The sequence below is a fragment of the Rhodopseudomonas sp. genome, from assembly GCF_048594845.1.
Taxonomy (GTDB): domain Bacteria; phylum Pseudomonadota; class Alphaproteobacteria; order Rhizobiales; family Xanthobacteraceae; genus Rhodopseudomonas.
On sequence record NZ_JBMDXE010000019.1, the window covers coordinates 1 to 26536 of the forward strand.

The 26536-nt window shown below is 65.2% G+C and carries 29 protein-coding genes; 19 read left to right on the forward strand and 10 right to left on the reverse strand.

Annotated elements, in window-relative coordinates; genetic code table 11:
• Window positions 1-21 precede the first annotated feature (21 nt).
• Window positions 22-795, reverse strand: a complete 774-nt coding sequence (locus ACOJTD_RS00980; RefSeq protein WP_420131079.1) for an EAL domain-containing protein — start codon at window positions 793-795, stop codon at window positions 22-24.
• Between the two features lie 141 nt (window positions 796-936).
• Between ACOJTD_RS00980 and ACOJTD_RS00985 the strand changes: the two genes are divergently transcribed.
• Complete coding sequence (locus ACOJTD_RS00985) at window positions 937-3153, forward strand: FAD-dependent oxidoreductase (RefSeq protein ID WP_420131080.1); 2217 nt, start codon at window positions 937-939, stop codon at window positions 3151-3153.
• A gap of 413 nt (window positions 3154-3566) precedes the next feature.
• On the opposite strand, the gene gstA is transcribed toward ACOJTD_RS00985, so the two are convergent.
• Window positions 3567-4181, reverse strand: a complete 615-nt coding sequence (gene gstA, locus ACOJTD_RS00990) for a glutathione transferase GstA (protein WP_420131081.1) — start codon at window positions 4179-4181, stop codon at window positions 3567-3569.
• Between the two features lie 125 nt (window positions 4182-4306).
• Here gstA and ACOJTD_RS00995 point away from each other — a divergent pair, with 125 nt between their 5' ends.
• The 3 genes from ACOJTD_RS00995 (at window position 4307) to ACOJTD_RS01005 (ending at window position 7116) form a co-directional block, all read left to right on the forward strand.
• Window positions 4307-4798 (forward strand): MarR family winged helix-turn-helix transcriptional regulator, encoded by a 492-nt coding sequence (locus ACOJTD_RS00995; RefSeq protein ID WP_420131082.1) that lies wholly within the window; start codon window positions 4307-4309, stop codon window positions 4796-4798.
• A gap of 93 nt (window positions 4799-4891) precedes the next feature.
• Window positions 4892-6262: a glutamate--cysteine ligase gene (locus tag ACOJTD_RS01000; RefSeq protein ID WP_420131083.1), complete on the forward strand. Its 1371-nt coding sequence runs from the start codon at window positions 4892-4894 to the stop codon at window positions 6260-6262.
• Window positions 6263-6561: 299 nt separating this feature from the next.
• A complete protein-coding gene (locus ACOJTD_RS01005) occupies window positions 6562-7116 on the forward strand; it encodes a PAN domain-containing protein (protein ID WP_420131084.1) in 555 nt (184 codons plus the stop codon).
• Between the two features lie 263 nt (window positions 7117-7379).
• On the opposite strand, the gene lepB is transcribed toward ACOJTD_RS01005, so the two are convergent.
• A complete protein-coding gene (lepB, locus tag ACOJTD_RS01010; protein ID WP_420131085.1) occupies window positions 7380-8150 on the reverse strand; it encodes a signal peptidase I in 771 nt (256 codons plus the stop codon).
• On the reverse strand, window positions 8147-9574 hold the full coding sequence (gene tldD / locus ACOJTD_RS01015) for a metalloprotease TldD (RefSeq protein ID WP_420131086.1): 1428 nt from the start codon (window positions 9572-9574) through the stop codon (window positions 8147-8149). Before tldD ends, lepB begins: the two co-directional genes overlap by 4 nt.
• A 281-nt stretch (window positions 9575-9855) precedes the next feature.
• Between tldD and ACOJTD_RS01020 the strand changes: the two genes are divergently transcribed.
• Window positions 9856-10329: a MarR family winged helix-turn-helix transcriptional regulator gene (locus ACOJTD_RS01020; RefSeq protein ID WP_420131087.1), complete on the forward strand. Its 474-nt coding sequence runs from the start codon at window positions 9856-9858 to the stop codon at window positions 10327-10329.
• Window positions 10330-10443: 114 nt separating this feature from the next.
• Window positions 10444-10869 (forward strand): organic hydroperoxide resistance protein, encoded by a 426-nt coding sequence (locus ACOJTD_RS01025; protein ID WP_420131088.1) that lies wholly within the window; start codon window positions 10444-10446, stop codon window positions 10867-10869.
• Between the two features lie 232 nt (window positions 10870-11101).
• Here ACOJTD_RS01025 and ACOJTD_RS01030 read toward each other — a convergent pair whose 3' ends face one another.
• On the reverse strand, window positions 11102-11659 hold the full coding sequence (locus ACOJTD_RS01030) for an invasion associated locus B family protein (protein ID WP_420131104.1): 558 nt from the start codon (window positions 11657-11659) through the stop codon (window positions 11102-11104).
• 395 nt (window positions 11660-12054) lie between these two features.
• Between ACOJTD_RS01030 and coxB the strand changes: the two genes are divergently transcribed.
• The 12 genes from coxB to ACOJTD_RS01090 all read left to right on the forward strand — a co-directional run bounded on the left by coxB (window position 12055) and on the right by ACOJTD_RS01090 (window position 23118).
• Window positions 12055-12921, forward strand: coding sequence for a cytochrome c oxidase subunit II (gene coxB, locus ACOJTD_RS01035; RefSeq protein ID WP_420131089.1), 867 nt, complete (start codon window positions 12055-12057; stop codon window positions 12919-12921).
• A 71-nt stretch (window positions 12922-12992) separates the two neighbouring features.
• Window positions 12993-14618 carry a cytochrome c oxidase subunit I gene (ctaD, locus tag ACOJTD_RS01040; protein ID WP_420131090.1) on the forward strand — a complete coding sequence of 542 codons (1626 nt, stop codon included), beginning with the start codon at window positions 12993-12995 and terminating at the stop codon, window positions 14616-14618.
• A gap of 74 nt (window positions 14619-14692) precedes the next feature.
• Window positions 14693-15634 (forward strand): heme o synthase, encoded by a 942-nt coding sequence (locus ACOJTD_RS01045; RefSeq protein ID WP_420131091.1) that lies wholly within the window; start codon window positions 14693-14695, stop codon window positions 15632-15634.
• 12 nt (window positions 15635-15646) lie between these two features.
• Window positions 15647-15808, forward strand: a complete 162-nt coding sequence (locus ACOJTD_RS01050; RefSeq protein WP_238738012.1) for a CoxF protein — start codon at window positions 15647-15649, stop codon at window positions 15806-15808.
• A gap of 13 nt (window positions 15809-15821) precedes the next feature.
• The gene (locus ACOJTD_RS01055; protein WP_420131092.1) at window positions 15822-16445 is read left to right on the forward strand and encodes a cytochrome c oxidase assembly protein; all 624 of its coding nucleotides are present in this window, start codon (window positions 15822-15824) and stop codon (window positions 16443-16445) included.
• A gap of 78 nt (window positions 16446-16523) precedes the next feature.
• Entirely contained in the window at window positions 16524-17381 is an 858-nt protein-coding gene (locus ACOJTD_RS01060) for a cytochrome c oxidase subunit 3 (protein WP_420131093.1), read from the forward strand.
• Between the two features lie 226 nt (window positions 17382-17607).
• Window positions 17608-17994, forward strand: coding sequence for a DUF983 domain-containing protein (locus tag ACOJTD_RS01065; RefSeq protein WP_420131094.1), 387 nt, complete (start codon window positions 17608-17610; stop codon window positions 17992-17994).
• Window positions 17991-18788, forward strand: coding sequence for an SURF1 family protein (locus ACOJTD_RS01070; RefSeq protein ID WP_420131095.1), 798 nt, complete (start codon window positions 17991-17993; stop codon window positions 18786-18788). The genes ACOJTD_RS01065 and ACOJTD_RS01070 overlap by 4 nt, the downstream gene beginning before the upstream one ends.
• A gap of 170 nt (window positions 18789-18958) precedes the next feature.
• Complete coding sequence (gene thrC, locus ACOJTD_RS01075; protein WP_420131096.1) at window positions 18959-20377, forward strand: threonine synthase; 1419 nt, start codon at window positions 18959-18961, stop codon at window positions 20375-20377.
• A complete protein-coding gene (locus ACOJTD_RS01080) occupies window positions 20374-21663 on the forward strand; it encodes a M16 family metallopeptidase (protein WP_420131097.1) in 1290 nt (429 codons plus the stop codon). The genes thrC and ACOJTD_RS01080 overlap by 4 nt, the downstream gene beginning before the upstream one ends.
• A gap of 57 nt (window positions 21664-21720) precedes the next feature.
• Complete coding sequence (locus tag ACOJTD_RS01085) at window positions 21721-22308, forward strand: GNAT family N-acetyltransferase (RefSeq protein WP_420131098.1); 588 nt, start codon at window positions 21721-21723, stop codon at window positions 22306-22308.
• Window positions 22309-22467: 159 nt separating this feature from the next.
• The gene (locus ACOJTD_RS01090; RefSeq protein ID WP_420131099.1) at window positions 22468-23118 is read left to right on the forward strand and encodes a hypothetical protein; all 651 of its coding nucleotides are present in this window, start codon (window positions 22468-22470) and stop codon (window positions 23116-23118) included.
• 402 nt (window positions 23119-23520) lie between these two features.
• Here ACOJTD_RS01090 and ACOJTD_RS01095 read toward each other — a convergent pair whose 3' ends face one another.
• The 5 genes from ACOJTD_RS01095 to ACOJTD_RS01115 all read right to left on the reverse strand — a co-directional run bounded on the left by ACOJTD_RS01095 (window position 23521) and on the right by ACOJTD_RS01115 (window position 26106).
• Entirely contained in the window at window positions 23521-24012 is a 492-nt protein-coding gene (locus tag ACOJTD_RS01095; protein ID WP_420131100.1) for an ATP F0F1 synthase subunit B, read from the reverse strand.
• A gap of 5 nt (window positions 24013-24017) precedes the next feature.
• Window positions 24018-24572, reverse strand: a complete 555-nt coding sequence (locus tag ACOJTD_RS01100) for a F0F1 ATP synthase subunit B' (RefSeq protein ID WP_420131101.1) — start codon at window positions 24570-24572, stop codon at window positions 24018-24020.
• 57 nt (window positions 24573-24629) lie between these two features.
• A complete protein-coding gene (locus ACOJTD_RS01105; RefSeq protein WP_009796340.1) occupies window positions 24630-24857 on the reverse strand; it encodes a F0F1 ATP synthase subunit C in 228 nt (75 codons plus the stop codon).
• Window positions 24858-24905: 48 nt separating this feature from the next.
• On the reverse strand, window positions 24906-25652 hold the full coding sequence (locus ACOJTD_RS01110) for a F0F1 ATP synthase subunit A (RefSeq protein ID WP_420131102.1): 747 nt from the start codon (window positions 25650-25652) through the stop codon (window positions 24906-24908).
• A gap of 70 nt (window positions 25653-25722) precedes the next feature.
• A complete protein-coding gene (locus ACOJTD_RS01115) occupies window positions 25723-26106 on the reverse strand; it encodes an AtpZ/AtpI family protein (protein ID WP_420131103.1) in 384 nt (127 codons plus the stop codon).
• A 299-nt stretch (window positions 26107-26405) separates the two neighbouring features.
• On the opposite strand from ACOJTD_RS01115, the gene ACOJTD_RS01120 reads away from it, so the two are divergent.
• Window positions 26406-26536, forward strand: a 131-nt coding sequence (locus ACOJTD_RS01120) for a DsbA family protein (RefSeq protein WP_420131105.1), incomplete at its 3' end; no start/stop codon positions are given.

Consider the following 26536-nt stretch of genomic DNA (forward strand, 5'->3'; position numbering starts at 1 on the left):
CAAGGGGGAGGGGAGAAGACATCAACCGGCCGCTCTGACCTCGATTGCGGGGTTCAGCAACGGCACCTCGGGCAGAGCCATCAAGGCGGGTTTGGCGAAATGGTAACCCTGGAACAGCGAAATTCCGGCTGCACGCAGCACGGCGCATTCCTGTTCGCATTCCACGCCTTCGGCGAGCACGCGGATATCCAGTTCGCGGGCGATGCCGACGATTCCCGCCACGATCGCCTGCTTGGCGCGGCTGAGATGGATGTCGCGCAGCACCTCCATGTCGATCTTGATCAGGTCCGGCTGCAGCTTGGCCAGGAGGCCGAGGCCGGCATAGCCGGCGCCGAAATCGTCGAGCGCGGTCATGAAGCCGAGCGCGCGATAGGCCTCGATGATCTTGTTGAGGCGCGGCACGTCGAGCATGCGCTCGTTCTCGGTGAACTCGAACATCAGGTTCCGGTGCGGGAACTGCGCGCGCCTGGCGGCGGCGAGCGACTTCTGAATGCAGGCGCTGGGTTCGTACACAGCGTTCGGCATGAAGTTGATCGACAGCCGTGTGCACGGATCATTGAACAGCTTGCCGGCGGTTTCGATCGCCAGCACGCGCGCCGCCTGGTCGAAGCGGTAGCGCATTTCGTCGGTGACCTGCGACAGGATCATGCCGGCGGGCTCGCCGTTCGGACCGCGAACCAGCGCTTCGTAACCCCACACCCGCTGCGCGGAGAGATCGACGATCGGCTGGAAGGCCATCTTCATCTCGAACGGAACCGCGATGCCGTCCTGGCATCCGGTGCAGACAGAATTCATGAGAGACCTTCCATACGGCGCGAGGACATCCCGACCGTAGACGCGCTTCTCTACCGCAACGTTAAGTCGACACGGCGCCAAGGCAATTAGTTCGCCGATGTCATTTGATACAAACCGTAACAACCTGTGGAGCCCGAGCCGATGAGCTACAGCAACTTCAAGATCGAGACCGACGCCGACGGCATCGCGCTGGTCACCTGGGACCTGCCGGGCAAGTCGATGAACGTGCTCGACACCAAGACCATCGAGGAACTCGCGGCGATCGCGGAAGCGACCGGCAAGGATGCGGCCGTCAAGGGCGTGGTGATTACGTCCGCCAAGGAGGCGTTCTGCGCCGGCGCCGACCTGTCGATGCTGGAGAACATGACCAAGCAGTTCGCCCAGCTCAAAAAGGACAAGGGCGAGGAAGCCGCGCAGCAGATGCTGTTCGACGAGAGCCGCAAGCTGTCGCAGATCCTGCGTGGCATCGAGACCGGCGGCAAGCCTTGGGTGGCGGCGATCAACGGCATGGCACTCGGCGGCGGCTTCGAAGTGACACTGGCCTGTCACTACCGTGTCGCGGCCGATAATCCGAAGACCCGTCTCGGCCTGCCCGAGATCAAGGTCGGCCTGTTCCCGGGCGGCGGCGGCACCCAGCGCATTCCACGCATCGTCAATCCGCAGGAGGCGATGACCATCCTGCTCAAGGGCGACCAGATCAAGCTCGACAAGGCCAAGGCGCTGAAGCTGGTCGACGACGTGGTGCCGGCCGATCAACTGATCTCGGCCGCCAAGGCCTGGATCAAGAACGGCGGCAAGGCGGTGGCGCCGTGGGACGTGAAGGGCTTCAAGCTGCCCGGCGGCCCGGTGTTCTCCAAGCAGGGCATGATGATGTTCCCGGCCGGCAACGCCATCTATCGCCGCGAAACCTACGACAACTCCCCGGCCGCCCGCGCCATCATGAGCTGCGTCTATGAGGGGCTGCAGGTGCCGATGGACGTCGCGCTGCGCATCGAGTCGCGTTACTTCGCGCACGTGCTGCAGACCAAGGAAGCGGCCGCGATGATCCGCAGCCTGTTCCTGTCGATGCAGGAGCTCAACAAGGGCGCGCGCCGTCCGCAGGGCGTGCCGCCCACCAAGGTCAAGAAGCTTGCCATCATCGGCGCCGGCTTCATGGGCGCCAGCGTTGGCTACGTGTCGGCCAAGGCGGGCATCGACGTGGTGCTGATCGATCGCGACCAGGAGAGCGCCGACAAGGGCAAGGCGCACTGCAAGGGCGTGATCGACGGCCTCGTCGCCAAGGGTCGTGCCAAGCCGGCCGACGCCGAGGCGCTGATGTCGCGCATCACCGCGACCGCCGACTTTAACGCGATCTCGGATGCCGATCTGGTCATCGAAGCTGTGTTCGAGGATCGCAAGGTCAAGGCCGAGACCTACGCCAAGGCGCAGCCGCTGCTCAAGGAAGGCGCGATCTTCGCCTCCAACACTTCGACGCTGCCGATCAATTCGCTGGCCGAGGAGTTCAAGGATCAGTCGAAGTTCATCGGCATCCACTTCTTCTCGCCGGTTGAGAAGATGATGCTGGTCGAAGTGATCCTCGGCAACAACACCAGCGATGCGACGCTCGCGGCCGCGCTCGACTACACCCGCCAGATCGGCAAGACCCCGATCGTGGTCAACGACTCGCGCGGCTTCTTCGCCAACCGCTGCGTGCTGCGCTTCACCGCCGAAGGCCTCGAGATGCTGATGGAAGGCGTCCCGGCGCCGATGATCGAGACCGCCGCCAAGATGGCCGGCATGCCGGTCGGCCCGTTGTCGCTCGCCGACGAAGTGGCGCTCGACCTCATTCTGAAAATCATGAAGGCGACCGAAGCCGATCTCGGCGAACAGGCCGTCGATCAGCAGCAGAAGAAGCTTATGGTCGAGCTGGTCGAGAAGCAGGGCCGGTTCGGCCGCAAGAACGCCAAGGGCTTCTACGTCTATCCAGAGAAGGGCAAGGGCCAGAAGAGCCTGTGGGACGGCATCGCCGCGCTGCAGCCGAAGCACCTCGACCCGGATACGATCGACGTCGAAGAGCTGAAGCAGCGCTTCCTCGCGGTGCAGGCGGTCGAAGCGGCGCGCACGGTCGAAGACAACGTCATCGTCGATCCGCGCGAGGCCGATGTCGGCTCGATCCTCGGCTTCGGCTTCGCGCCGTTCACCGGTGGCACGCTGAGCTACATCGACTTCATGGGCACCAAGGAGTTCGTGGCGCTGTGCCACAAGCTCGAGGGCAAATTCGGCTCGCGCTTCACCCCGCCGAAGCTGCTCGAAGACATGGCCAAGACCGGCGACACCTTCTACCACCGCTTCGCCCCGAAGAAGCAGGCGGCGGCGTAGCTCGCTAAGCACTTCTAGTGCGATGAGGCGGCCGGCCCCAAGCACAGTCGGCTCCCTCTCCCGCGCGCGGGAGAGGGCGGGGGTGAGGGCGCCCCAGGCCGTGACTCAGCGATCTGTGGAGAGAAGTGCCCTCACCTGGATCGTCGCGCTTACGAGATAGTTCACGCGGGCGAAGCTCAGTGCTCGCGTCGCCCTCACCCCAACCCTCGCCCGCAAGCGGGAGAGGGGGCGCGGTGCCGGTGTGGCGAGGCTTCGTCTTACTTCTGGTACAAAACAACAAGGGCCGGATCATTGCGATCCGGCCCTTTGTTCTGTTCACGTCATTGCGAGGAGCAAAGCGACGAAGCAATCCAGCTCAGTGCACCGTACCTGGATTGCTTCGCTGCGCTCGCAATGACGGCGCGCGAAAGCCCTTACGCCTTCTGCAGCAGCCCTTCGCTTTGCAGCGCGGTCTGCACCTTCGGCCGCGCAGCAACGCGGGCGCGGAAGGCCGACAGGTTTGGGTAGGGCGCCAGATCGATCTGCATCCGATCGCACCAGCTCAGGATCACGAACAGGTAACCGTCCGCCACCGTGAAGGCCGAGCCCATCAGGTAATCCTTGCCGGAGAGCTGCTTGTCCGCATAGGCGAGATACTTGGCGATGCGGTCCTTGAAGAACTGCTTGGCATCGTCGGCGAGCAGCGGCGAGAACAGCGGGCCGAAGCTCTTGTGCAGGTCGGTCGAAATGAAGTTCAGCCATTCCTGAAGGCGATACCGCTCGGGCGTGCCGTTCTCGGGTGCGAGCTTACCGCCGCCGACCTTGTCGGCGATCATCTGAACGATGGCCGGGCCCTCGGTCAGCACGCTGCCGTCGTCGAGGCCGAGCGCCGGCACTGAGCCCTTCGGGTTGATCTGGGTGTAATCGTCGCCGTTTTCCGTCTTCTTCGCCCGGATATCCACCTTCACCAGCTCGAACGGGAGGCCGGATTCGCTCAGCGCGATATGCGGCGACAGCGAACAAGCTCCGGGCGAATAATACAGCTTCATCGAGATTCCTTCCTGAGGATGATGGAAAACAGACGGTGGGGCGATTAAATGCGCCTGCATGAAGGAGTCAAGATTGATGCATCTGCATCCGGTGGGGTAGACTCGTGCGCACGATGGATGAGGCGATGAAACGCAAACCCTCGACCGAAGCGACCGCCGCGTGGGTCCGCCTGATGCGGGTGCGCAGCCGCGTGCTGGATGCGGTCGAGCAGGAGCTCAAGAAGGCCGGCTTCCCGCCGCTCGCCTGGTACGACGCGCTGCTCGAATTGTCGCGCGCACCGGGCGGCGAGATGCGCCCGGTCGAGCTCGAAAAGCAAATGCTGATTCCGCAATACTCGACCTCGCGCCTGATCGATCGCCTGGTCGACGAGAAGCTGGCGGCACGCCGCGAATGCAAGATGGACAAGCGCGGCCAGTTCGTCGAGATCACCGATGCCGGCCGCGAGCTGCAGAAGAAGATGTGGGCCGCCTATTCGGCCGCCATCGAAAAGCACGTCGGCTCGAAACTGTCGGACGCCGACGCGATGCGGCTGTGCGGACTGCTCGACCGGCTCGGCTGCGCCTGCAGCGCCACGCCGGCGGCGCCGGACGACCGAGACAGCACGGCGGCGCGATGATACACAGCTCACCCCTCGTACCCGCGGCTCGTTTCGCCCGCGGCTCCTGCCACCCTGCGCCGCTTCGTCCCGCGCGCTGCTTCCGGAAGTCCCATGGCGCGTGACCAGATCGATATGACGCCGCTGAACTCGCGCGATGAACTCGTCGGGTGGATCGAAGCGGGCGTCAAACCGCCGTCCGAATTCCGCATCGGCACCGAGCACGAGAAGACGCCGTTCACGCTCGAAGGCCGCCGCCCGGTGCCTTACGCGGGCGCGCGCGGCATCGGCGCGCTGCTCGAGGGCATGCAGATCCTGCTCGGCTGGGAGCCGATCATGGAAGGACCGCACATCATCGGGCTGCACGACGTCACCGGCGGCGGCGCGATCTCGCTGGAGCCGGGCGGTCAGTTCGAACTGTCCGGTGCGCCGGTCGAGAATGTGCATCAGACCCATGCCGAGCTGATGGCGCATCTCGCGCAGGTCCGGGAGATCGCAACGCCACTCGGCATCGGCTTCCTCGGCCTCGGCATGACGCCGTCGTGGTCGCGCAGCGACATCCCGGTGATGCCGAAGGGCCGCTACAAGATCATGACCAACTACATGCCGAAGGTCGGTCAGTACGGCCTCGACATGATGTACCGGACCTGCACGGTGCAGACCAATCTCGACTTCTCGTCGGAAGCCGACATGGTCAAGAAGCTGCGCGTCTCGGTGGCGCTGCAGCCGATCGCCACCGCACTGTTCGCCAACTCGCCGTTCACCGAAGGCAAGCCGAACGGCTTCCTGTCGTTCCGCTCGGAGATCTGGCGCGATACCGACAATGCGCGGTCGGGCATGATCCCGTGGGCGTTCGAGGACGGCATGGGATTCGAGCGCTGGGTCGACTACGCGCTCGACGTGCCGATGTACTTCGTCAAGCGCGGCGATCAGTATATCGACGTCTCGGGCTCGTCGTTCCGCGCCTTCTTCGACGGCAAGAACGACAAGATGCCGGGCGAGCGGCCGACGCTGTCGGACTGGGCCAATCATCTGTCGACGATCTTCCCCGAGGTGCGGCTGAAGCGTTACCTGGAAATGCGCGGCGCCGATGGCGTGCCGTGGGGGCGGCTGCCGGCGCTGCCGGCGTTCTGGGTCGGCCTGCTGTACGACGACACCAGCCTCGACGCGGCCTGGGAGATCGTCAAGAGCTGGACCGCCGAGGAGCGCCAGGCGCTGCGCGACGAAGTCCCGCGGCTCGGCTTCAAGTCGAAGATCCGCAACCGCTTCCTGTTCGAAATCGCCAAGGAGTGTCTGGTGCTGTCGCATGCCGGGCTGCGCCGGCGTGGACGCATCGATCAGTTCGGCGCCGACGAATCCCGGCATCTGGCGCCGCTCGACCAAATTCTCGCCTGCGGCCGCTCGCCCGCCGAGGAGATGCTGGAGAAGTACCACGGCGCCTGGAAGGGCTCGGTCGAGCCGGCCTACGACGAATACGCGTTCTGAACGGCTTCGTCCGACACGCGGCAATCCGCCGCGCGAGCGCATTGCGCCGTCCATTCAACCTGTTGGGGCGATCGCCGAAGGTTCGTGGCCAAACCCGGCTGAAAGAACAGCATGACGGGTTTGTTCATCCGTGCTTGGGTTCGCCAAGTACCGAACCTGGTCGATTCTGTGATCCGGCAACAAACGTTTGTTCATCGCGCGTACAGGTCAGCGACCATCAGATGCCATTTTGGAACGGCGGCCCAGTCTCCAAATTTGTTGGAACCTTGGACTCGGGCCTAACACGAAGGCGGGCGTGAATGTGGCGAGGCGGCCTCCTGGGGGCATGGTTGGTCTTGCTCGTCGTGGCTGCGGCAACGCTGGCGCCGCGCGCGGCGCAGGCGCAGACCAATTTCGACCGCCCGGGCGCCGACTATCTGCGTCTGCCGGTGGATAGTAACGATCCCGCCGACTGCGCGCTGATGTGTGAGCGCGACCGCCGCTGCCGGTCGTGGACGTTCTCGTATCCGCAAGTCCCCGAGGATGGCGCGTTCTGCTGGCTCAAGAGCGGCGTGCCGCAGCGCACGCCGAGCAATTGCTGCGTCTCGGGTGTGCGCGGCGCCGGCGTGATCGAGCCGCGCAACGGCTCGGTCGAAGCGTCGATCGATCGCTACGGCGGCGACTTCCGCAATTTCGAAATGAAGGCGAACGAAGGCGACGACGCCTGCAAGGCTGCCTGCGAGCAGGACAACAAATGCCGCGCCTGGACTTATGCGCGGCCCGGGCTGGTCGGCCGCAATGCGCGCTGTTTCCTGAAAAACCAGATCAAGCCGCCACGCCGCAAGCCGGGGTTCGTGTCGGGCGTGGTGAGATAGCGAGCCCAACTGCGCCTGAGGTCGGCTTTTTGCGGGACAGACAGTCCTCATCCTGAGCAGCCGGGCGTCTCGAAGGATGAGTGATGTATTACTCATGGTTCGAGACGGCGCTACGCGCCTCCTCACCATGAAGGGCTGTGCTTGGTGTGAGCCAATTTGGTGTGAGCCAATGCAGAGCGCGTCGGATGGCTTAAGCCCTTCACGAAACCCATCATGCCAAGCGAGGCGGTCGATGGGTTCGCGGCGCTCAACCCATGCTGCTCTCAGTGCACCGACGTGAAGAACCGCGCGATGCGGAAACCGGACAGCCAGTTTGTGACCGGCTCCTTGCGGACGCCGGGATTCCACGAGCCGACGATGGCATCGACGCGTCCGACCAGATTGTCCATCGGCAGCATGCCGACGCCGCCCTGGCGCACCGGCACGCGGCTGTCCGAGGAGTTGTCGCGGTTGTCGCCCATCACGAACAGATGCCCGGGCGGCACGGTGACTTCCGGCGTGTTGTCGAGCCGGCCGTTGTCGTACAGCTTGAAGATCGGGTGCGAGACGCCGCCGGGCAGCGTCTCGACATACTTCGCCGCAGTCTCGTAGGCGCCGTCTTCATCCTCGGCCTTGCCGACGCCGTCCGGCTTCACCGTGGCGTCGACGCCGTTGATGCGGACGATGCCGTTGGTGAGCTCGACGCGATCGCCCGGCAGGCCGACCACGCGCTTGACCCAGACTTGCGAGCGGTCGCCCGGCCAGCGAAACACCACGACGTCGCCGCGATGCGGCGTGGCGCTGAACACGCGGCCGGTCTCCGGAAACGCCACGTGGATCGGCAGCGAGGCGCTGGAATAGCCATAGGGATATTTCGAGGCGAGCAGCGCGTCGCCGATCAGCAGCGTCGGCTCCATCGAGCCCGACGGCACGTAGAACGGCTCCGCCAGCGCGCCTTTGCCGACCAGCACGATCGCCACCACCGCCGCCAATTGCCCGAGCTGCGCGCCCCAGCGCCGAACCGCGCCCGTCATCACGCCCGCCTTGCTGTTCATCCGCCCGTGCCTCCGACCGTAATCCGATCCATCCGCAGCGTCGGCTGGCCGACACCCACCGGCACACCCTGGCCGTTCTTGCCGCAGGTGCCGATGCCGTCGTCGAGCTGCATGTCGTTTCCGATCATGGAAATGCGGTGCAAATCAGTCGGACCATTGCCGATCAGCATCGCGCCCTTCAGCGGCGCGCCGATCTTGCCGTTTTCGATCTTGTAGGCCTCGGTGCACTGGAAGACGTATTTGCCTGAGGTGATGTCGACCTGGCCGCCGCCGAAGTTCACCGCATAGATGCCGTTCTTCACCGAGGCGAGGATTTCGGCCGGATCGTGCTGGCCGGACAGCATGTAGGTGTTGGTCATGCGCGGCATCGGCACGTGGGCATAGGACTGCCGGCGGCCGTTGCCGGTCGGCTTCATGCCCATCAGCCGTGCGTTCTGGCGGTCCTGCATGTAGCCGGTGAGGATGCCGTCCTCGATCAGCACGGTGCGGCTGGTCGGTGTGCCCTCGTCGTCGATCGACAGCGAGCCGCGCCGAGCCGAGATGGTGCCGTCGTCGACGACGGTGACGCCCTTGGCGGCGACCTGCTGGCCCATCAGGCCCGCAAAAGCAGAGGTCTTCTTGCGGTTGAAGTCGCCCTCGAGGCCGTGGCCGACCGCTTCGTGCAGCATCACGCCCGGCCAGCCCGGGCCGAGCACCACGTCCATCTCGCCGGCCGGTGCAGGCACGGATTCGAGATTGACCAGCGCCTCGCGCAGCGCGCCGTCGGCAGCGTTGCGCCAGGCCTTGGTCTCAATGAAGCGCGCATAAGGCTCGCGGCCGCCATAACCCTTGGAGCCGCTCTCCTGCCGGTCGCCCTGACCGGCCACCACCGAGACGTTGACCCGCACCAGCGGACGGATGTCGCGATAGCTCTCGCCGTCCGGCCGCAGGATCTCGACCACCTGCCAGGTGGCGCCGACCGACACCGACACCTGCCGCACCCGCGGGTCCTTGTCGCGCACATAGGCGTCGATCTCGGCGAGCAACTTGACCTTGGCCTCGAAACCGGGCGCGTCGAGCGGGTTGTCGTCGCCGTAGAGTTGCACATTGGTGTGCGCCGGCGCGACCGCCAGCGTGCCGCTGTAGTCGCCGCGTACCGCCGCCACCGCGTCGGCGGCGCGGATCAGCGCCGGCAGCGACACGTCGGACGAATGCGCATAGCCGACCGCATCGTCCTTCACGGCGCGAAGGCCGAAGCCCTGCGCGGTGTCGTAGGTCGCCTGCTTCAACCGGCCGTTGTCGAACGCCAACGCTTCGGTCTGGCTGTATTCGAGAAACAGCTCGCCATCATCGGCCCCCGCCAACCCCCGCGTCAGTTCACGCCGCACGGCATCGCGATCGAGCTTGGCGCGGTCGAGCAGGGAGGTCTGGGCTGGGTTGGTCATGAGGCTGGTTCCCGACTGTTGTTTGGAGATGAAGATAGGCGCTCTGCTTGCCTTCTGCGAGAGGCTGGCGGGAAGAGCGCGCATCATCGGCAAAGCCTAAGTCGAAGTCCCGTGACAAATTGTTCATTGCGGCGCTGGCGCTGGCGGTCCTCGCGAGCGAGCGAAGCAATTCAGCCCAGTGCACGGCCGAATTGCTTCGTGGCTCCCTCCTCGCAATGCCGTGAAGCCGAGATGGGGATCGATCGCTTGACAATATATCGTGCGCGATATAAATCCGGGGCATGAAAACGAGCCCGACATCCTCGAACCGTCTGCCGCGCGGCGCCGATAAGCAAAAGCTGGAGAACCAGCTTTGCTTCGCGCTGTATTCGACGCTGCTCGGGGTCAACAAGGTGTATCGCTCGCTGCTGCGCGACTTCGATCTGACCTATCCGCAGTATCTCGTACTGCTGGTGCTGTGGGAGAAGGATCGCGTCAACGTCTCGGAGATCTGCGATCAGCTCTACCTCGAGACCACGACGCTGACGCCGCTGCTGAAGCGGCTCGAGGCGCGGGGGCTGATCAGCCGGAAGCGCTCGACCGAGGACGAGCGCCAGGTGATCGTCGGCCTGACGGACGAGGGGCGGGCGCTGCGCCAGCAGCTCAAGCATGTTCCCGACTGCCTCGGCGCCGCGATGGGCGGTTCGCTGGAGGAGATCATCGAGTTGCGCAACAAGCTGACCAAGGTGCGCAGCCATCTGTTCGAAGCCGCATGAAGACGATGCCCACCCGATAACCCTGTACCTCGCGGCCTGATATATCGCGCACGATTTTAATTCGCGCGATCAAGTAGCCTCTCTCAGCCTCCCACCCTCGAAAGGAAGACCATCATGTCAGTCGAAAAGGTTCTCTATCGCGCCACCGCCACCGCTACCGGAGGTCGCGACGGCCGCGGCGCCAGCGCCGACGGCACGCTCGACCTCGCCCTCGCCACCCCGAAGGAACTCGGCGGCGCCGGCGGTCCCGGCACCAATCCGGAACAGCTGTTCGCGGTCGGTTATTCGGCCTGCTTCCTCGGCGCGATGAAGTTCGTCGCCGGTCGCGACAAGCTGCCGATCCCGAAGGACGTCAGCGTCACCGGCACGGTCGGCATCGGCCCGATCCCGACCGGCTTCGGCATCGAGGTCGAGCTGAAGATCAGCCTGCCGGGCATGGATCGCGAGCAGGCCCAGACGCTGATCGATCGCGCCCACGTCGTGTGCCCGTATTCGAACGCGACCCGCGGCAATATCGACGTGACGCTGACGCTGGTTTGAACGATAACGCCGCCCGGACAAGGTAACGCCTGTAGTCCCAGGCGTCATCGCCCGCGGATGCGGGCGACCCAGTAGTCCAGGGCGCTGGTTGGTTTGCCGCGCGCTCGCCACGGAGGCTCTGCGATACTGGGTCCCCCGCATGCGCGGGGGATGACGACATCGTTCTGCTCGCGGGCTCGTTGCCCAACGCGAGCAGCGCTGGCGTTACGCGGTCGTTCTCGTGGAAGACCGCCTACGGCAGCTTGTCGTAGCCTTCGCCGAGGCCGTTGAGGCTCAGCGGGAAGCCGATGCCTTCTTCGGGGGTCTCGAAGATGATGAAGGTTGCGGTCTTGGCGTTGCGGAGCTGGCCGAGCAGCTTGTCGTCCATCACCACCTCGGCGACGCAGCCGTTCGGCAGGCAGCGCACGAAGCCGGCGCGGCCGACATCGGCATTGTCGAGCTTCAGTCCGAGCCCCGACGGCAGCAGCACGCCGAGCGGCGCCACCACGCGCATCAGCTTGCTCTTCTGGTCGGCGGTCTTGAGGATGATGACGGTGAGGCCGGCGTTGGAGCGGTCCTCGGCGACCACGCTCTGGATCAGCGCGCATTGCTCGGCCTTGGCGCCCGGGGGCGTGTCGCAGCGGATCTGCCAGTCGCCATGCACGGAGCGCACAGCCCCCTGCGCATCGGCGCGCGCGCTGGTGCCGAGCATCGCCCCGAGCATCAGTGCGGCGGCGATCCCCAGCCGGAGACTGCCACCGCGCACGAGGCGGCGGGAGGCGAGCAACGGCAAACGTTCGGCAAAGCCCATAGGGGTCGCTTTCAAGTCAGAGACATGGTGTGGATCAGGGCCCCGACTGATCCGGAATGACGGCACCATCAAGGCGATACCGCCCGCCGGCGAATCAGGCTCCCGTGAATTCTGGCTGCTGTGCGTACATCGGCGTGTGCCGCTGTCAAGCATGGTTCACATTACCTGAACACCGCAAAATTACGAAGTATATCCGTGCTCTGCAGAGCCCGGCACAAACCTCCGCGAGCCCTCTCCGAAAGTCCAATACTGCATTGCGGGTACTGGCAAATTGTGGTTTGAAAGAAAGAATAAGAAGCATTCTTAAGGGAGGCGAACAATCGCCCTCGAAGAATGACAAGGGCACTCCGCGGAAGTGGGTCAGCCCGCAAAATACGTAGGGGAGCGAAGGCGGCATGACGATGTCGAATGGCCGATTCGATCGGCATTTGCTTGGCGTTGCGGGTATCGGAATTGCGACGATCGGAGGCATGTTCGGCCTCGCCGGATCGGCGCTCGCGGGTGAAGGTCAGCCGTCGCCGTGGGAGATGCAATTGCAGGCTCCCGCCAGCCCGGTCATGGAGAACATCGTCTGGTTTCACAGCTTCCTGCTCTGGCTGATCACCGGGATCACGCTGTTCGTGTTGGCGCTGCTGGTGATCGTGGTGGTGAAGTTCAACGCCAAGAGCAATCCGATCCCCTCGAAGACCACGCACAACACGCTGATCGAGGTGGCGTGGACCATCATTCCGGTGATGATCCTGGTGGCGGTCGCGGTGCCGTCGTTCCGTCTATTGTTCTTCCAGCTCGACGTGCCGAAGGCCGATCTCACCATCAAGGCGACCGGCAACCAGTGGAACTGGACCTATCAGTATCCGGACGACAAGATCGAGTTCACCTCGATCATGCTCAGCGACGAAGAGCGCGCCAAGATGAACCCGGTGCCGCCGCGGCTGCTTGGCGTCGACAACGAGATGGTGGTGCCGGTCAACAAGGTGGTACGCATTCAGACCACCGCGGCGGACGTGATCCACTCATGGGCGATCCCGTCGTTCGGCGTGAAGATCGACGCCATTCCGGGCCGGCTCAACGAGAGCTGGTTCAGGGCCAATCGTGAAGGGCGCTTCTACGGGCAGTGCTCGGAACTCTGCGGCAAGGACCATGCGTTCATGCCGATCGTCGTACGCGTCGTGAGCGATCAGGAATACGACGCCTGGAAGAAGCAGCAGATCGCGTCGGCGTCCCGCACGTCCGTCGCATCGGCCGGCGCCGCCGCGCGGTAAATCACATCGCCGCGCGCGGCGGGTTCGAACAGGGACCGCAGGGTTCGAAGGTTTCAAGTCAGGATCTGAAAATGGCCATGGAAGCTGCACGGGTTGCTCATTCCGATCATGCGCATGACGATCATGCCCACGCGCATCCGACCGGGTGGCGGCGCTACGTCTATTCGACGAACCACAAGGATATCGGCACGATGTACCTGATCTTCGCGATCATCGCGGGGATCATCGGCGGCGCGCTGTCGATCGCGATCCGCATCGAGCTGATGTATCCGGGCGTGCAGATCTTCCACGAAAGCCACACCTACAACGTGTTCGTGACCTCGCACGGCCTGATCATGATCTTCTTCATGGTGATGCCGGCGATGATCGGCGGGTTCGGCAACTGGTTCGTGCCGCTGATGATCGGCGCGCCCGACATGGCTTTCCCGCGCATGAACAACATCTCGTTCTGGCTGCTGCCGGCGGCGTTCGCGCTGCTGATCATCTCGACCTTCGTCGAGGGCGAGCCGTCGTCGAACGGCGTCGGTGCCGGCTGGACGATGTACGCGCCGTTGTCGACATCGGGGCACCCGGGGCCGGCGGTCGACTTCGCGATCCTGGCGCTGCATCTCGCCGGTGCATCGTCGATCATGGGCGCGATCAACTTCATCACCACGATCTTCAACATGCGCGCGCCGGGCATGACGCTGCACAAGATGCCGCTGTTCGTGTGGTCGATCCTGGTCACCGTGTTCCTGCTGCTGCTGTCGCTGCCGGTGCTGGCCGGCGCCATCACCATGCTGCTGACCGACCGCAATTTCGGCACCACCTTCTTCTCGGCCGAAGGCGGCGGCGATCCGCTGCTGTTCCAGCATCTGTTCTGGTTCTTCGGCCACCCCGAAGTGTACATCCTGATCCTGCCGGCGTTCGGCATGATCAGCCAGATCGTCTCGACCTTCTCGAAGAAGCCGGTGTTCGGCTATCTCGGCATGGCCTACGCGATGGTGGCGATCGGCGTGATCGGCTTCGTGGTGTGGGCGCACCACATGTACACGGTCGGCATGTCGAGCGCGACGCAGGCCTATTTCGTCGCCGCCACGATGGTGATCGCGGTTCCGACCGGCGTGAAGATCTTCTCCTGGATCGCCACGATGTGGGGCGGCTCGATCGAGTTCAAGACGCCGATGCTGTGGGCCGTCGGCTTCATCTTCCTGTTCACGGTCGGCGGCGTCACCGGCGTGGTGCTGGCCAACGCCGGCGTCGACCGCGTGCTGCAGGATACGTATTACGTCGTCGCGCACTTCCACTACGTGCTGTCGCTCGGCGCCGTGTTCGGCATCTTCGCCGGCTGGTACTACTGGTTCCCGAAGATGTTCGGTTACATGTACTCGGAGACCATCGGAAAGCTGCACTTCTGGACGACGTTCATCGGCGTCAACCTGGTGTTCTTCCCGCAGCACTTCCTCGGCCTGTCGGGCATGCCGCGCCGCTACGTCGACTATCCGGACGCGTTCGCGGGCTGGAACCTGGTGTCGTCGATCGGCTCGTACATCTCGGGCTTCGCCGTGCTGATCTTCCTGTACGGCGTCGCGCTCGCCTTCATCAAGAAGGAGAAGGCTGCCGACAATCCGTGGGGCGTCGGCGCCACCACGCTGGAATGGACGCTGTCGTCGCCGCCGCCGTTCCATCAGTTCGAGGTGCTGCCGCAGGTTCGCTGAGGCACACTCATCATCAAGCATCCGCCCGGGCCCGGCTCGCGGCGGATGCGGTCTAGAGCCTAAGAGGTCACGAATTGTCGGTCATCGACACCAACCAGGTCGAATTCGCTGCTCCCCGCATCTCCGAAGCGGGCGTCCGCGACTACATTGCGCTGCTCAAACCGCGGGTGATGTCGCTGGTCGTGTTCACGGCGCTGGTCGGCTTGTTGATGGCGCCGGGAAGCTTCCACCCGGTGCTGGCGATCACCGCCATCCTGTGCATCGCGGTCGGCGGCGGCGCCTCCGGCGCGCTGAACATGTGGTATGAGGACGACATCGACGGCAAGATGACGCGCACGGCCAACCGGCCGATCCCGCGCGGTCGCGTGACCAAAGGCGAGGCGCTGGCGTTCGGTCTGATCCTGGCGTTCTTCTCGGTGCTCACGCTCGGCATCCTGGTCAACTGGGTGTCCGCCGCGCTGCTCGCCTTCACGATCTTCTTCTACGTGGTGATCTACACGATGTGGCTGAAGCGCTCGACCGCGCAGAACATCGTGATCGGCGGCGCCGCCGGCGCGCTGCCGCCGGTGGTGGCCTGGTCCGCGGTGACCGGATCGCTCGCGGTCGAGCCGTTGCTGCTGTTCGCCATCATCTTCTTTTGGACGCCGCCGCATTTCTGGGCGCTGGCGCTGTTCCGCAACGACGACTACGCCCGCGCCGGCGTGCCGATGCTGCCGGTCGTCGCCGGCCCGGATCATACGCGGCTGCAGATCCTGCTCTACACCATCGTGCTGGTCGCGGTGGCGGCCGCGCCGTGGCCGCTCGGTTACTTCGACGCGGTGTACGGCATCGCCTCGCTGGCGCTCGGCGCCTGGATGCTGGTGCTCGCCGTGCGGGTGTATCGCCATCGCACCGGCAGCGCCGCGCTGCGCGCCTCGCGCAATCTGTTCAAGGTTTCGATCCTGTATCTGTTCGCGCTGTTCTCGATCCTGCTGGTCGAGGTCGCCGCGAAGGCCGTGTGGTCGTTGTTCGCCTGAGGAGACCGCCGGATGGAGCCGCAGAGGAGGCCGGGCGTGGTGCTCACCGAAGCGCAGAAGAAGCGCCAGCGTGAACGCTCGATCGCCATCGCCCTCGCGCTCGCCGTGCTGGTGGTGCTGTTCTTCGCCGTGACCATGGTCAAGGGTCCGATCGTGCTGCAACGGCCGATGTAGGGAGCGATCGACGATGCCGCAGGTCCCGCCCAGTCCCGCGCCGCAGCCGGCTCCCCGCCGCGGTCTCGGTCGTGACACGATGGTGGCCTCGATCTGCGGGCTGGTGGTGGCGCTGATGGTCGGCGCCTCGTTCGCCGCCGTGCCGTTCTACAACTGGTTCTGCCGCACCACCGGCTTCAACGGCACCACCCAGGTCGGCGCCGCGCCGTCCTCCGAGCCGCTGGCCCGCAAGGTGACGGTGCGGTTCGACTCCAACATCAACGGTCTGCCGTGGAAGTTCGAGCCCGAGCAGCGCGAGATCGAGGTGCCGATCGGCAAGGTGGTGACCGTGTACTACACCGTCACCAGCACGGCGAAGCAAGAGACAACAGGGCAGGCGGCCTACAACGTCACGCCGCTGACGGTCGGCTCCTACTTCACCAAGATCAACTGCTTCTGCTTCACCGAACAGACGCTGGCGGCGGGCGAAACCCGCGAGATGCCGGTGGTGTTCTACGTCGATCCGGCTTTCGCCACCGACAGCGAGAACGACACCGTCAACAACATCACGCTGTCCTACACCTTCTACCCGATGCGCGATCCGGCGCCGAAGCCGGTGGCTTCGAGCGAAACCGGGGCGCGCAAAGGCAATTTATAAAAAACGGAAACGCTGACGAGACGACGGCCGGCGGATGGGGGCACCACCGTTTCGGCTTTGGCAACGGAGAGCACGAACATGGCCACGGCGCACGCGAAACAGCACGATTATCACCTCGTCGATCCGAGCCCGTGGCCGTTCGTCGGCTCGGTCGCAGCCTTCATCATGGCGTTGGGTGCGGTGTCGTGGATGCACCACATGTATCAGGGCGCCCCGATCGTGTTCGGCGTCGGCGTTATCGGCGTGCTCTACACCATGGCGAGCTGGTGGAGCGACGTGATCCGCGAGGCCGAGTTCAAGGGCGACCACACCCGCGTGGTGCAGATCAGCCACCGCTACGGCATGATCCTGTTCATCGCCTCGGAGGTGATGTTCTTCGTTGCCTGGTTCTGGGCTTACTTCAATTCGGCGCTGTTCCCCGGCGACCCGGTGCATGCGACGCGCGACGCGCTGTTCGGCGGCGTCTGGCCGCCCAAGGGAATCGAGACCTTCGATCCCTGGCACCTGCCGCTGCTCAACACGCTGATCCTGCTGACCTCGGGCACCACCGTGACCTGGGCGCATCACGCACTGCTGCACAACGACCGCGCCGCCGTGAAGAAGGCGCTAATCCTCACCGTGCTGCTCGGCGCCGCCTTCAGCTGCGTGCAGGTCTACGAATACAGCCACGCCGCGTTCTCGTTCGCCGGCAACATCTACGGCGCGACCTTCTTCATGGCGACCGGCTTCCACGGCTTCCACGTGCTGGTCGGCACCATCTTCCTGCTGGTCTGCCTGATCCGCGTCTACAAGGGCCACTTCACCCCGACCCAGCACCTCGGCTTCGAATTCGCCGCCTGGTACTGGCATTTCGTCGACGTGGTCTGGCTGTTCCTGTTCGTCTGCATCTACGTCTGGGGCCACGGCGCCTCGACCATGGCGCACGGCGCGCACTAAGCCGTTGCTGATTGTGCTACAAAGGGCGGCCATTAGGCCGCTCTTTCTCGTTTCCGTGCCCCGGACGCAGCGCAGCGCGCCGCTCTTCGCGGCGTGGTGCGCTGCAGATCCGGGGCCCCGGTTGAGAGCCCTAACCGGGGTCCCGGATCTGCGCAGCAGCACTCCGTGCTGCAGCTTGTCCGGGACACGCGAATAGAGGTTTTCGTCACAAGACGAAGGACAACGAATGGCTGTGCATCCCCCCACCGTCCTGCAATCTGCGCTCCGCGGCATTGCCTGCCGCTGCCCGCGCTGCGGCGAGGGCAGGCTGTACGCCGGCTTCCTGACGCTCGCGCCGCGCTGCGAATCCTGCGGGCTGGACTACGCGTTCATCGATGTCGGTGACGGCGCGGCGGTGTTCATGATCCTGATCGGCGGGGCGATCGTGGTCGGCTGCGCGCTCGTTGTCGAGGTCAAGTATCAGCCGCCGTTCTGGCTGCATGCGGCGTTGTGGATTCCGCTCGTGCTGGTAACCACGCTGCTACCGCTGCGCTCGATGAAGGCGCTGTTGATCGCGCTGCAGTATCACCACAAGGCGCAGGAAGGCCGCTTGGTCGGGCGCGAACCGAAATGAGCGTCTCCCCGTCGCGCCGGCGCGGCATCGCCGGGATGAGCCTGATCGCGCTCCTGATCGTGGCGGTGCTGCTGTCGCTCGGGTTCTGGCAGCTGCAGCGCCGCGCCGCCAAGCACGCGCTGATCGCCGCGCTGACCGAGCGCCTCGCCGCCGCGCCGAGTTCGCTCCCGCCGCCGGGCGAATGGGCGGCGCTGGCGCCGGCTGCTGACGAATTCCGCCGCGTCAGCTTCACGGCGAGTTACGCCGATCTGCCGGACGCCATGGTGTATTCGTCCGGCTCGGCGATCCGCGAGGATATTTCCGGGCCCGGCACCTGGGCGTTCCTGCCGGCCCGGCTGGATGGCGCGACCGTGGTGATCAATGCCGGCTTCGTCCCCAACACCATGCAGGACCGCGCCTATCAGGATCGCATCGTCAAGCCGCTGCACGCCGCGCAGCCGGTGGCGATGACCGGCTATCTGCGCTTTCCGGAAGCGGGCGGCATTTTCACGCCGAATCCCGATGCGGCGAAGCGGCTGTGGTTCAGCCGCGATGTCCCGGCTATGGCATCCCAGCTCGGCTGGGGCGGGCAGGTGGCGCCGTTCTATGTCGATCTCGAAACGCCGGTCCCGGCCAACGGCCTGCCCAAGCCGGGGCCGCTCGGGGTGCATCTGCGCGACCAGCACATGCAATACGCCGTCACCTGGTTCGGCTTGGCGCTTGCGGTCGGCGTCGCGTTCCTGGTCTGGCTATGGGGGCAGCGCCGGGCCGCACCCGCGGCGCCGCAGCCCCGCGCGTCGCGCCGGATCGCCTAGTCGCCGCGGGCCCTTGCCGCATCACCGGGGTATCCCGAAGCGGCCGTCTTTTCGTCGAGAGCGGTTTCCCCTGCGCGGCAAAACCCTTATGGTGCCCGTGATTTCCCGCGCGGATGAGTAATTCCATCGATATCAAAGGCTTGGTCGCGCCCCGGCCTTTGGAGGATACCTTGACCACCTATGTTTCGACCCGGGGCGAGGCCCCGCGCCTCGGCTTTTGCGATGTGATGCTCACGGGACTCGCCCGTGACGGCGGCCTGTATGTGCCGGAAGTCTGGCCGCAGCTGGCGCCGGACACGATCACCAGCCTGTTCGGCCGGCCCTATTGGGAAGTCGCCGTCGAGGTGATCCGGCCGTTCGTGGCCGGCGAGATTTCGGATGCCGAACTCGGCCGCATGGCCAACGAGGCCTACGCCACCTTCCGGCATCCCGCGGTGGTGCCGTTGCGGCAGAGCGGGCCGAGCCAGTTCGTGCTTGAGCTGTTCCACGGTCCGACGCTGGCGTTCAAGGACGTCGCGATGCAGCTCATCTCGCGCTTGATGGATCACGCGCTGCAGAAGCGCGGCCAGCGCACCACCATCGTGGTGGCGACCTCGGGCGACACCGGCGGCGCGGCGGTCGATGCCTTCGCGGGTCGCGAAGCGGTCGATCTCGTGGTGCTGTTTCCGCACGGCCGGGTTTCGGACGTGCAGCGGATGATGATGACCACCTCCGGCGCGGCCAACGTCCACGCGCTGGCGATCGAGGGCCATTTCGACGATTGCCAGGCGATCGTGAAGGGGCTGTTCAATCACCACAAGTTCCGCGATCAGGTGTCGCTGTCGGGCGTCAATTCGATCAACTGGACCCGTATCGTCGCGCAGGTGGTGTACTACTTCACCAGCGCGGTGGCGCTCGGGGCGCCCAATCGCCTGGTCGACTTCACGGTGCCGACTGGCAATTTCGGCGACATCTTTGCCGGCTACGTTGCCAAGAAGATGGGCCTGCCGGTGCGGCGGCTGAAGATCGCCGCCAACATCAACGACATTCTGGCGCGGACGCTGAAGACCGGCATCTACGAGGTACGTGAGGTCCACGCCACCACCTCGCCGTCGATGGACATTCAGGTGTCGTCGAATTTCGAGCGGCTGCTGTTCGAGGCCTCCGGCCGGGATGCGGCGCTGATCCGTTCGCTGATGGGCTCGCTTGGCCAGTCCGGCCGCTTCGTGCTGCCCGACGCGCTGCTCGCCGCTGTGCGCGAGGAGTTCGACGCCGGCCGCGCCGACGAGGCCGAGACCGAATCGGCGATCCGCGCCGCCTGGCGCGAGGCCGGCGATCTGGTCGATCCGCACACCGCGGTGGCGCTGGCGGTCGCCGATCGCGACACGACGGATCCGAGCGTGCCCAATATCGTTCTCTCCACGGCGCATGCGGCCAAGTTCCCGGACGCGGTGGAAACCGCCTGCGGAATGCGGCCCGAGCTCCCGGCCTGGCTCGACGGACTGATGAGCCGGACCGAAACTTTCAAAATCATGCCCCGCGATCAGGCGGCGATCGAACGCCACGTGCTGTCGGTCAGCCGCGCGGCGCAGCAAGGAGCTGTCGGATGAGCGTCGAAGTCAGCAAGCTTCCCTCGGGCCTGACCGTCGTCACCGACACCATGCCGCATCTCGAGACCGCCGCGCTCGGCGTCTGGACCGGCGTCGGCGGCCGCGACGAGAAGCCGGACGAGCACGGCATCTCGCATCTGCTCGAACACATGGCCTTCAAGGGCACGACGCGGCGGACGTCGCGAGAGATCGCCGAGGAGATCGAGGCGGTCGGCGGCGATCTCAATGCCGCGACCTCGACCGAGACCACCGCCTATTATGCGCGGGTGATGAAGGCCGACGTGCCGCTGGCGCTCGACGTACTGAGCGACATTCTGGCCAATCCGTCGTTCGAGGCCGAGGAGCTCGAGCGCGAGAAGAGCGTGATCGTCCAGGAGATCGGCGCCGCGCAGGACACGCCCGACGACGTCGTGTTCGAATATCTCAACGAGCTCTGCTATCCGGAGCAGCCGATCGGCCGCTCGCTGCTCGGCACCGCCAAGACGCTGAAGGGCTTCAACCGCGACAAGCTGCAGTCGTATCTGTCGACGCATTATCGCGGCCCCGACATGGTGGTTTCTGCGGCCGGCGCGGTCGACCATCAGCGCGTCGTCGAGGAGGTGCAGCACCGCTTCGCGAGCTTCGACGGCACGCCGGCGCCCAAACCGCAGCCGGCCTTGTTCGGCACGGGCGGCTCGCGGGTGGTGCGGCGCGATCTCGAGCAGGCACATCTGACGCTGGCGCTGGAAGGCCTGCCGCAGCGCGACGAAGCGCTGTTCAGCCTCCAGGTGTTCACGAACATCCTCGGCGGCGGAATGTCGTCGCGGCTTTTCCAGGAGGTGCGCGAGAAGCGGGGGCTCTGCTACTCGATCTACACCTTCCACGCGCCCTATGCGGACACTGGCTTCTTCGGACTCTACACCGGCACGGATCCGGACGACGCGCCGGAGATGATGGAAGTCATCGTCGACGTGATCAACGACGCGGTCGAAACCCTGACGGACGCCGAGATCGCCCGCGCCAAGGCGCAGATGAAGGCCGGCCTGCTGATGGCGCTGGAAAGCTGCTCATCGCGAGCCGAGCAGCTCGCCCGCCACATCCTGGCCTATGGCCGGCCGTTGTCGGTCGAGGAGCTGGTGGCGCGGATCGACGGCGTGAGCATCGAGACCACCCGCGCGGCTGCCCGGCATCTGATGTCGCGCGGCCAGCCTGCGGTGGTCGCGCTCGGGACCGGCCGCGGTCTGGACAGTGCGGTAGGTTTCGCGGAAGGATTGACACAATCCAAGGCCAAAACGTCGTATCATTGACGCCGCGCGCCGTGCGCGGAGGCTGAGCGCCCCGCCAGCGCGGATCGGAGTGTGGTCATGGCGCTGTTTCGAATGCCGTCCGCGGCCCCCGCTGCCCTGGCGCCGCGAGGTTACGGGCTGCTGCTGCGTGCTCCGCAGATGGCCGACTATGTGCAATGGGCGGAGCTGCGCGATCGCAGCCGGTCCTATCTGACGCCGTGGGAGCCGATCTGGCCGTCGGACGATCTCACCCGCTCCGGATTCCGGCGTCGGCTGCGCCGCTACGCCGAAGACATTGCCGCCGATCGCTCCTACCCGGTCCTGATCTTCCGGGAGAGCACCGGCGAGATGCTGGGCGGCGTCACGCTCGCCAATGTCCGCCGCGGCATCGTCCAGGCCGGCACCATCGGCTACTGGATGGGCGAGCCCCATGCGGGCCGCGGTTTCATGACCGCGGCGCTGCGGGTGCTGCTGCCGACGCTGTTCGGCGAACTCAACCTGCACCGCGTCGAGGCCGCCTGTATCCCCACCAACGCGCCGTCGATCCGTGTGCTGGAGAAATGCGGTTTCACCCGCGAAGGGCTGGCGCGGCGCTACCTCTGCATCAACGGCGTCTGGCAGGATCATCTGCTGTTCGGCCTGCTGCACGAGGACTTCCGCGGCTGAGAAGCCTTGCGGGAGTGTGCGGTCGGCGACATCGTCGCCTTTGGTTCGCCGGCTTTGCTTTGCTATAACGCCGCGCGCGAAAGCGTTTCGCAACGACGATCGCTGCGCGGTGGGGAGCCGCGCGGCGACAGTCTGGACCTTCACAGCCCGGGTAGAGTGATGAGACACGAAGTGAAACGAGCGCCGGCGGGGCGCGGGGCGCGCCGCGCGGTGCTGCTGGCAGCCGGGACGGCGGTCTGCGGCGTTCTGTTGGCGACACCCGCCTGGTCGCAGTCGTTCACGGACCGCTTCAAGAGCCTGTTCGGCGGTGGATCGTCCGAGCCGGCGCCGACCATCTCCAACGGTCCCGCGCCGGACAGCGACCTGACCTGTCCGCCGGTCACGATCCGGGCCGGCGCCGCCACCTACGCGGTCGGGCTGCCGGGCAAGGAAGCTGCCGGCAACGATCTGCGCTACCAGGTGGTGATCGGCCGCACAGCGCGCGAATGCAATCTCAACAGCGGGACGATCACGGCGCACATCGGCATCCAGGGCCGGGTAATCGCCGGCCCGGCCGGCGCACCCGGGACCGTCGAGGTGCCGATCCGCGTCGCCGTGGTGCAGGACGGCGTTTCGCCGAAGACGGTGTTCACCAAGGCCTACCGGACCGTCGTGAACATGGGCACCGACGGCAGCGTGCCGTTCAGCATGGTGACCGAAGATGTCGTCTATCCGGCGCCGTCGCCGGCCGCCAACGACGCTTACGTCTTCTACATTGGCTTCGACCCGCAGGCGCTGAAACCCGAACCGAAGAGCCGGCGCAAGAAGTAGCCGCGCCGGCCGGCGTGGCAGCGGCTCTGCTGCCGCGATCCTTGGCCCTTAAGAGATCGCCCTTCACCACGAGCCGCAGCGCGCTCCCTCTCCCGCCTGCGGGAGCGGGCTGGGGTGAGGGCGCCCCAGGCAGTGCGCTCGGTCTTCACCCTCCCCTGGAGGGGGAGGGTCGCTCGCGTAGCGAGCGGGGTGGGGTGGCGGAGTAACGAAGGCCGTGCTCGCGGCTCACCCCACCCCGTCCCAAATCCCGCTACGCGGGCTGCGGGCCGACCCTCCCCCTCAAGGGGAGGGGGACGTCTCCTGCGGGGAAAGGCTTCGATTCAGAAAGGGTCAAATCTCCAGACACAAAAAAGCCGGCGCGATTGCTCGCGCCGGCTTTGATTGTTTCAGAGACCGTGCAGCTCAGTTGAGCTTGCTGCGGACGTCCTGGATGCCCTTGCTCAGCAGGTCGTCGGCGACCGGGCCCTTGACCGACTGCGACAGGATCGACGCGGCGGCGGACACGGCGGCTTCCGCCGCGGCAGCCCGCACGTCGGCGACGGCCTGAGCCTCCGCCAGCGCGATCTTGCCTTCCGCGGTCTTGGTGCGGCGGGCGACGAAGTCTTCCAGCTTGGCCTTGGACTCGGCCGCGATGCGTTCGGCGTCGGCCTTGGCGCTGGCGACGATCGCTTCGGCTTCCCGCTCGGCCTGGGCACGGCGGGCGCGATAGTCGGCGAGCAGCTTGACGGCTTCGTCCTTGAGCTTGCGGGCCTCGTCGAGCTCGGCCTTGATCCGGTCGCGACGATGGTCGAGCGCTTTGATCACCGTCTTGTGCACGCCCAGATAGGCGAACAGGCCCATCAGGATGACGAACGCGATGGCGACCCAGGTTTCTGCTTCAGCGAAGATTTCCATCAGCCTCAACCTTTGAGCGACGCGTCGACCGCGCTGTTGACCGCATTGCCGTCCGGCGTGACGCCCGACAGCTGCTGCACGATCGCGGAGGCGGCGTCGGCGGCGATGCCGCGAACGTTGCCCATCGCGGTCGCGCGGGTCGCAGCGATGGTCTTCTCGGCGTCGGCGAGCTTGCCCGCCAGCCGTTCTTCCAGCGTCTTGCGCTCGGCTTCCGCCTGCGCATTCAGCTTGTCACGGGTTTCCGCGCCGATCGCCTGCGCCCGGGCACGGGCCTGAGCGAGTTCGGTCTCGTAAGCCTTCAGCGCTTCGTCCGATTCGGCCTTCAGCTTCTGCGCGGCTGCGAGATCGCCCTCGATGGCCTTCTGACGATCTTCGATCACACCGCCGACGCGCGGCAGTGCGATCTTGGAGACGATCAGGTAGAGCGCGACGAACGCGATCGCCAGCGACACGAGTTGCGAAGCGAAGGTCTCCTGCTGAAACGGCGGAAACGGGGCCTTGTGGCCGTCCGCTGCCGTGTGAGCAGTCGTTCCCTTGGCGTCGCCATGACCTGTAGCCACGGGCTTCTCCTGTTCGGGCCGGTCACATGCTCGGCTGAGCTGCGACCGGATTGGATCTTAGAGGGCGAACAGCAGCAGCAGCGCGATCAGCAGCGAGAAGATGCCGAGCGCTTCCGTCACCGCGAAGCCGAAAATCAGGTTGCCGAACTGGCCCTGGGCAGCCGACGGATTGCGCACCGCAGCGGCGAGATAGTTGCCGAAGATGATGCCCACGCCGGCGCCAGCGCCGCCCATGCCAATGCAGGCAATACCAGCGCCAATGTACTTCGCGGCAATCGGATCCATGTAACGAACTCCTGTTGGGGTTTTGGTTTGACGTCGATGAATGGGCCGTTAGTGACCCGGATGAATTGCATCGTTGAGGTAGATGCAAGTCAGGATGGCGAACACATAGGCCTGCAGGAACGCGACCAGCAGTTCGAGCGCGGTCAGCGCGATGGTCAGGCCGAGCGGCAGCACCGCGCCGAACCAGCCGACGACGCCGAGCGCGCCGAGCATCGCGATGAAGCTCGCGAACACTTTCAGCGCGATGTGGCCCGCCAGCATGTTGGCGAACAGACGCACCGAGTGCGAAACCGGCTTCAGGAAGAACGAGATGACTTCGATGAACACGACCAGCGGCAGGATGTAGATCGGCACGCCGGAGGGCACAAACAGCTTGAAGAACTTCAGGCCGTTCTTGGACAGGCCGTAGATCAGCACCGTGAGGAACACCAGCATCGCCAGCGCGACGGTGACGATCAGATGGCTGGAGACCGTGAAGGTGTAGGGGATGATGCCGATCAGGTTCGACACCGCGATGAACATGAACAGCGAGAACACCAGCGGGAAGAACTTGAGGCCTTCCTTGCCGGCGGTCGACCGGATCATGTTGGCGACGAATTCGTAGGAGAGCTCGGCGACCGACTGCAGGCGTCCCGGCACCAGCTTGCGGCTCGGCGCCAGCATCAGCAGGCCGATCACCGCGACGGTGCCGAACATGTAGGCGGACGAATTGGTGAACGCGATTTCCTGTCCGCCAATGTGACCGAGGGTGAAGAGCTTGGTGATCTGGAACTGATGGATCGGATCGGCGGCCATTCGTTTCTCAGTCTGTCGGTGTCGCGAGCTTGCGCGGGATTCGAACGATGGTGTGCACTTCGGTCCCCGTTCAGAGCCGCTCGGACTGCTTCGCCATCACACCCGCCGCCCGCATCACGTTGATCACGCCGGCGATGAAACCGACTAGCGACAACACGATGAGGCCCCAGGGAGAGGTCGACAACAAACGATCGAAACCCCAGCCGAGAGCCGCCCCGCCGAGAACGCCCGCGACCAATTCGGAGGAAAGGCGAAAACCGAGCGCCATCGCCGAAGCTTTGGCAGGTCCGTCTTCACTTGATCCGGATTGGTCCGACTGGAGTTTCCGATTCTCCCGAGAATGGGCGAGCCGTTGTTCCAGGCTTCCGAGCCTAGCGGAAAGCGCAGCTTCCTCAGGCGACCCGGCGCTGCTCCCGTCACTCCGTCGGCTGTCCTTCTGCGTGTCGTCCGCCATGTCGTGGAGACCCGAAAAAGGTGCCGTAGATAGTGAGTTAACGCCCCGTGACCCTTGAAAAGCCGGGCGGACCATACTGACCGCCTGTTGGCAAGTCAAGATTCGGTCGCAGCCTATTACATTGTTGTTTTGGCTGATTTTATTGAGGATTCGCGACTCTCTGCGATAACTTGTCCGCAGCGTTTGCGATGGCATTTGCGGGCGATCCGGCTTGCACGGCGGGATCGGCTCTGATCCGATATGACGAACACGGCGACCGCTTCGCATTCCTCATCCGGCCGCCTGAAGCCGGAGTGCGCATGTCGCGTCAGATCGACTACTATTTCTCGTTCCAGTCCCCCTGGGCCTATATCGGTCACGCGCCGTTCCGCCAGCTGGTCGAGGCTCACGGCCTCAGCGTCAATTACAAGCCGGTGCTGCTGACCGGGCT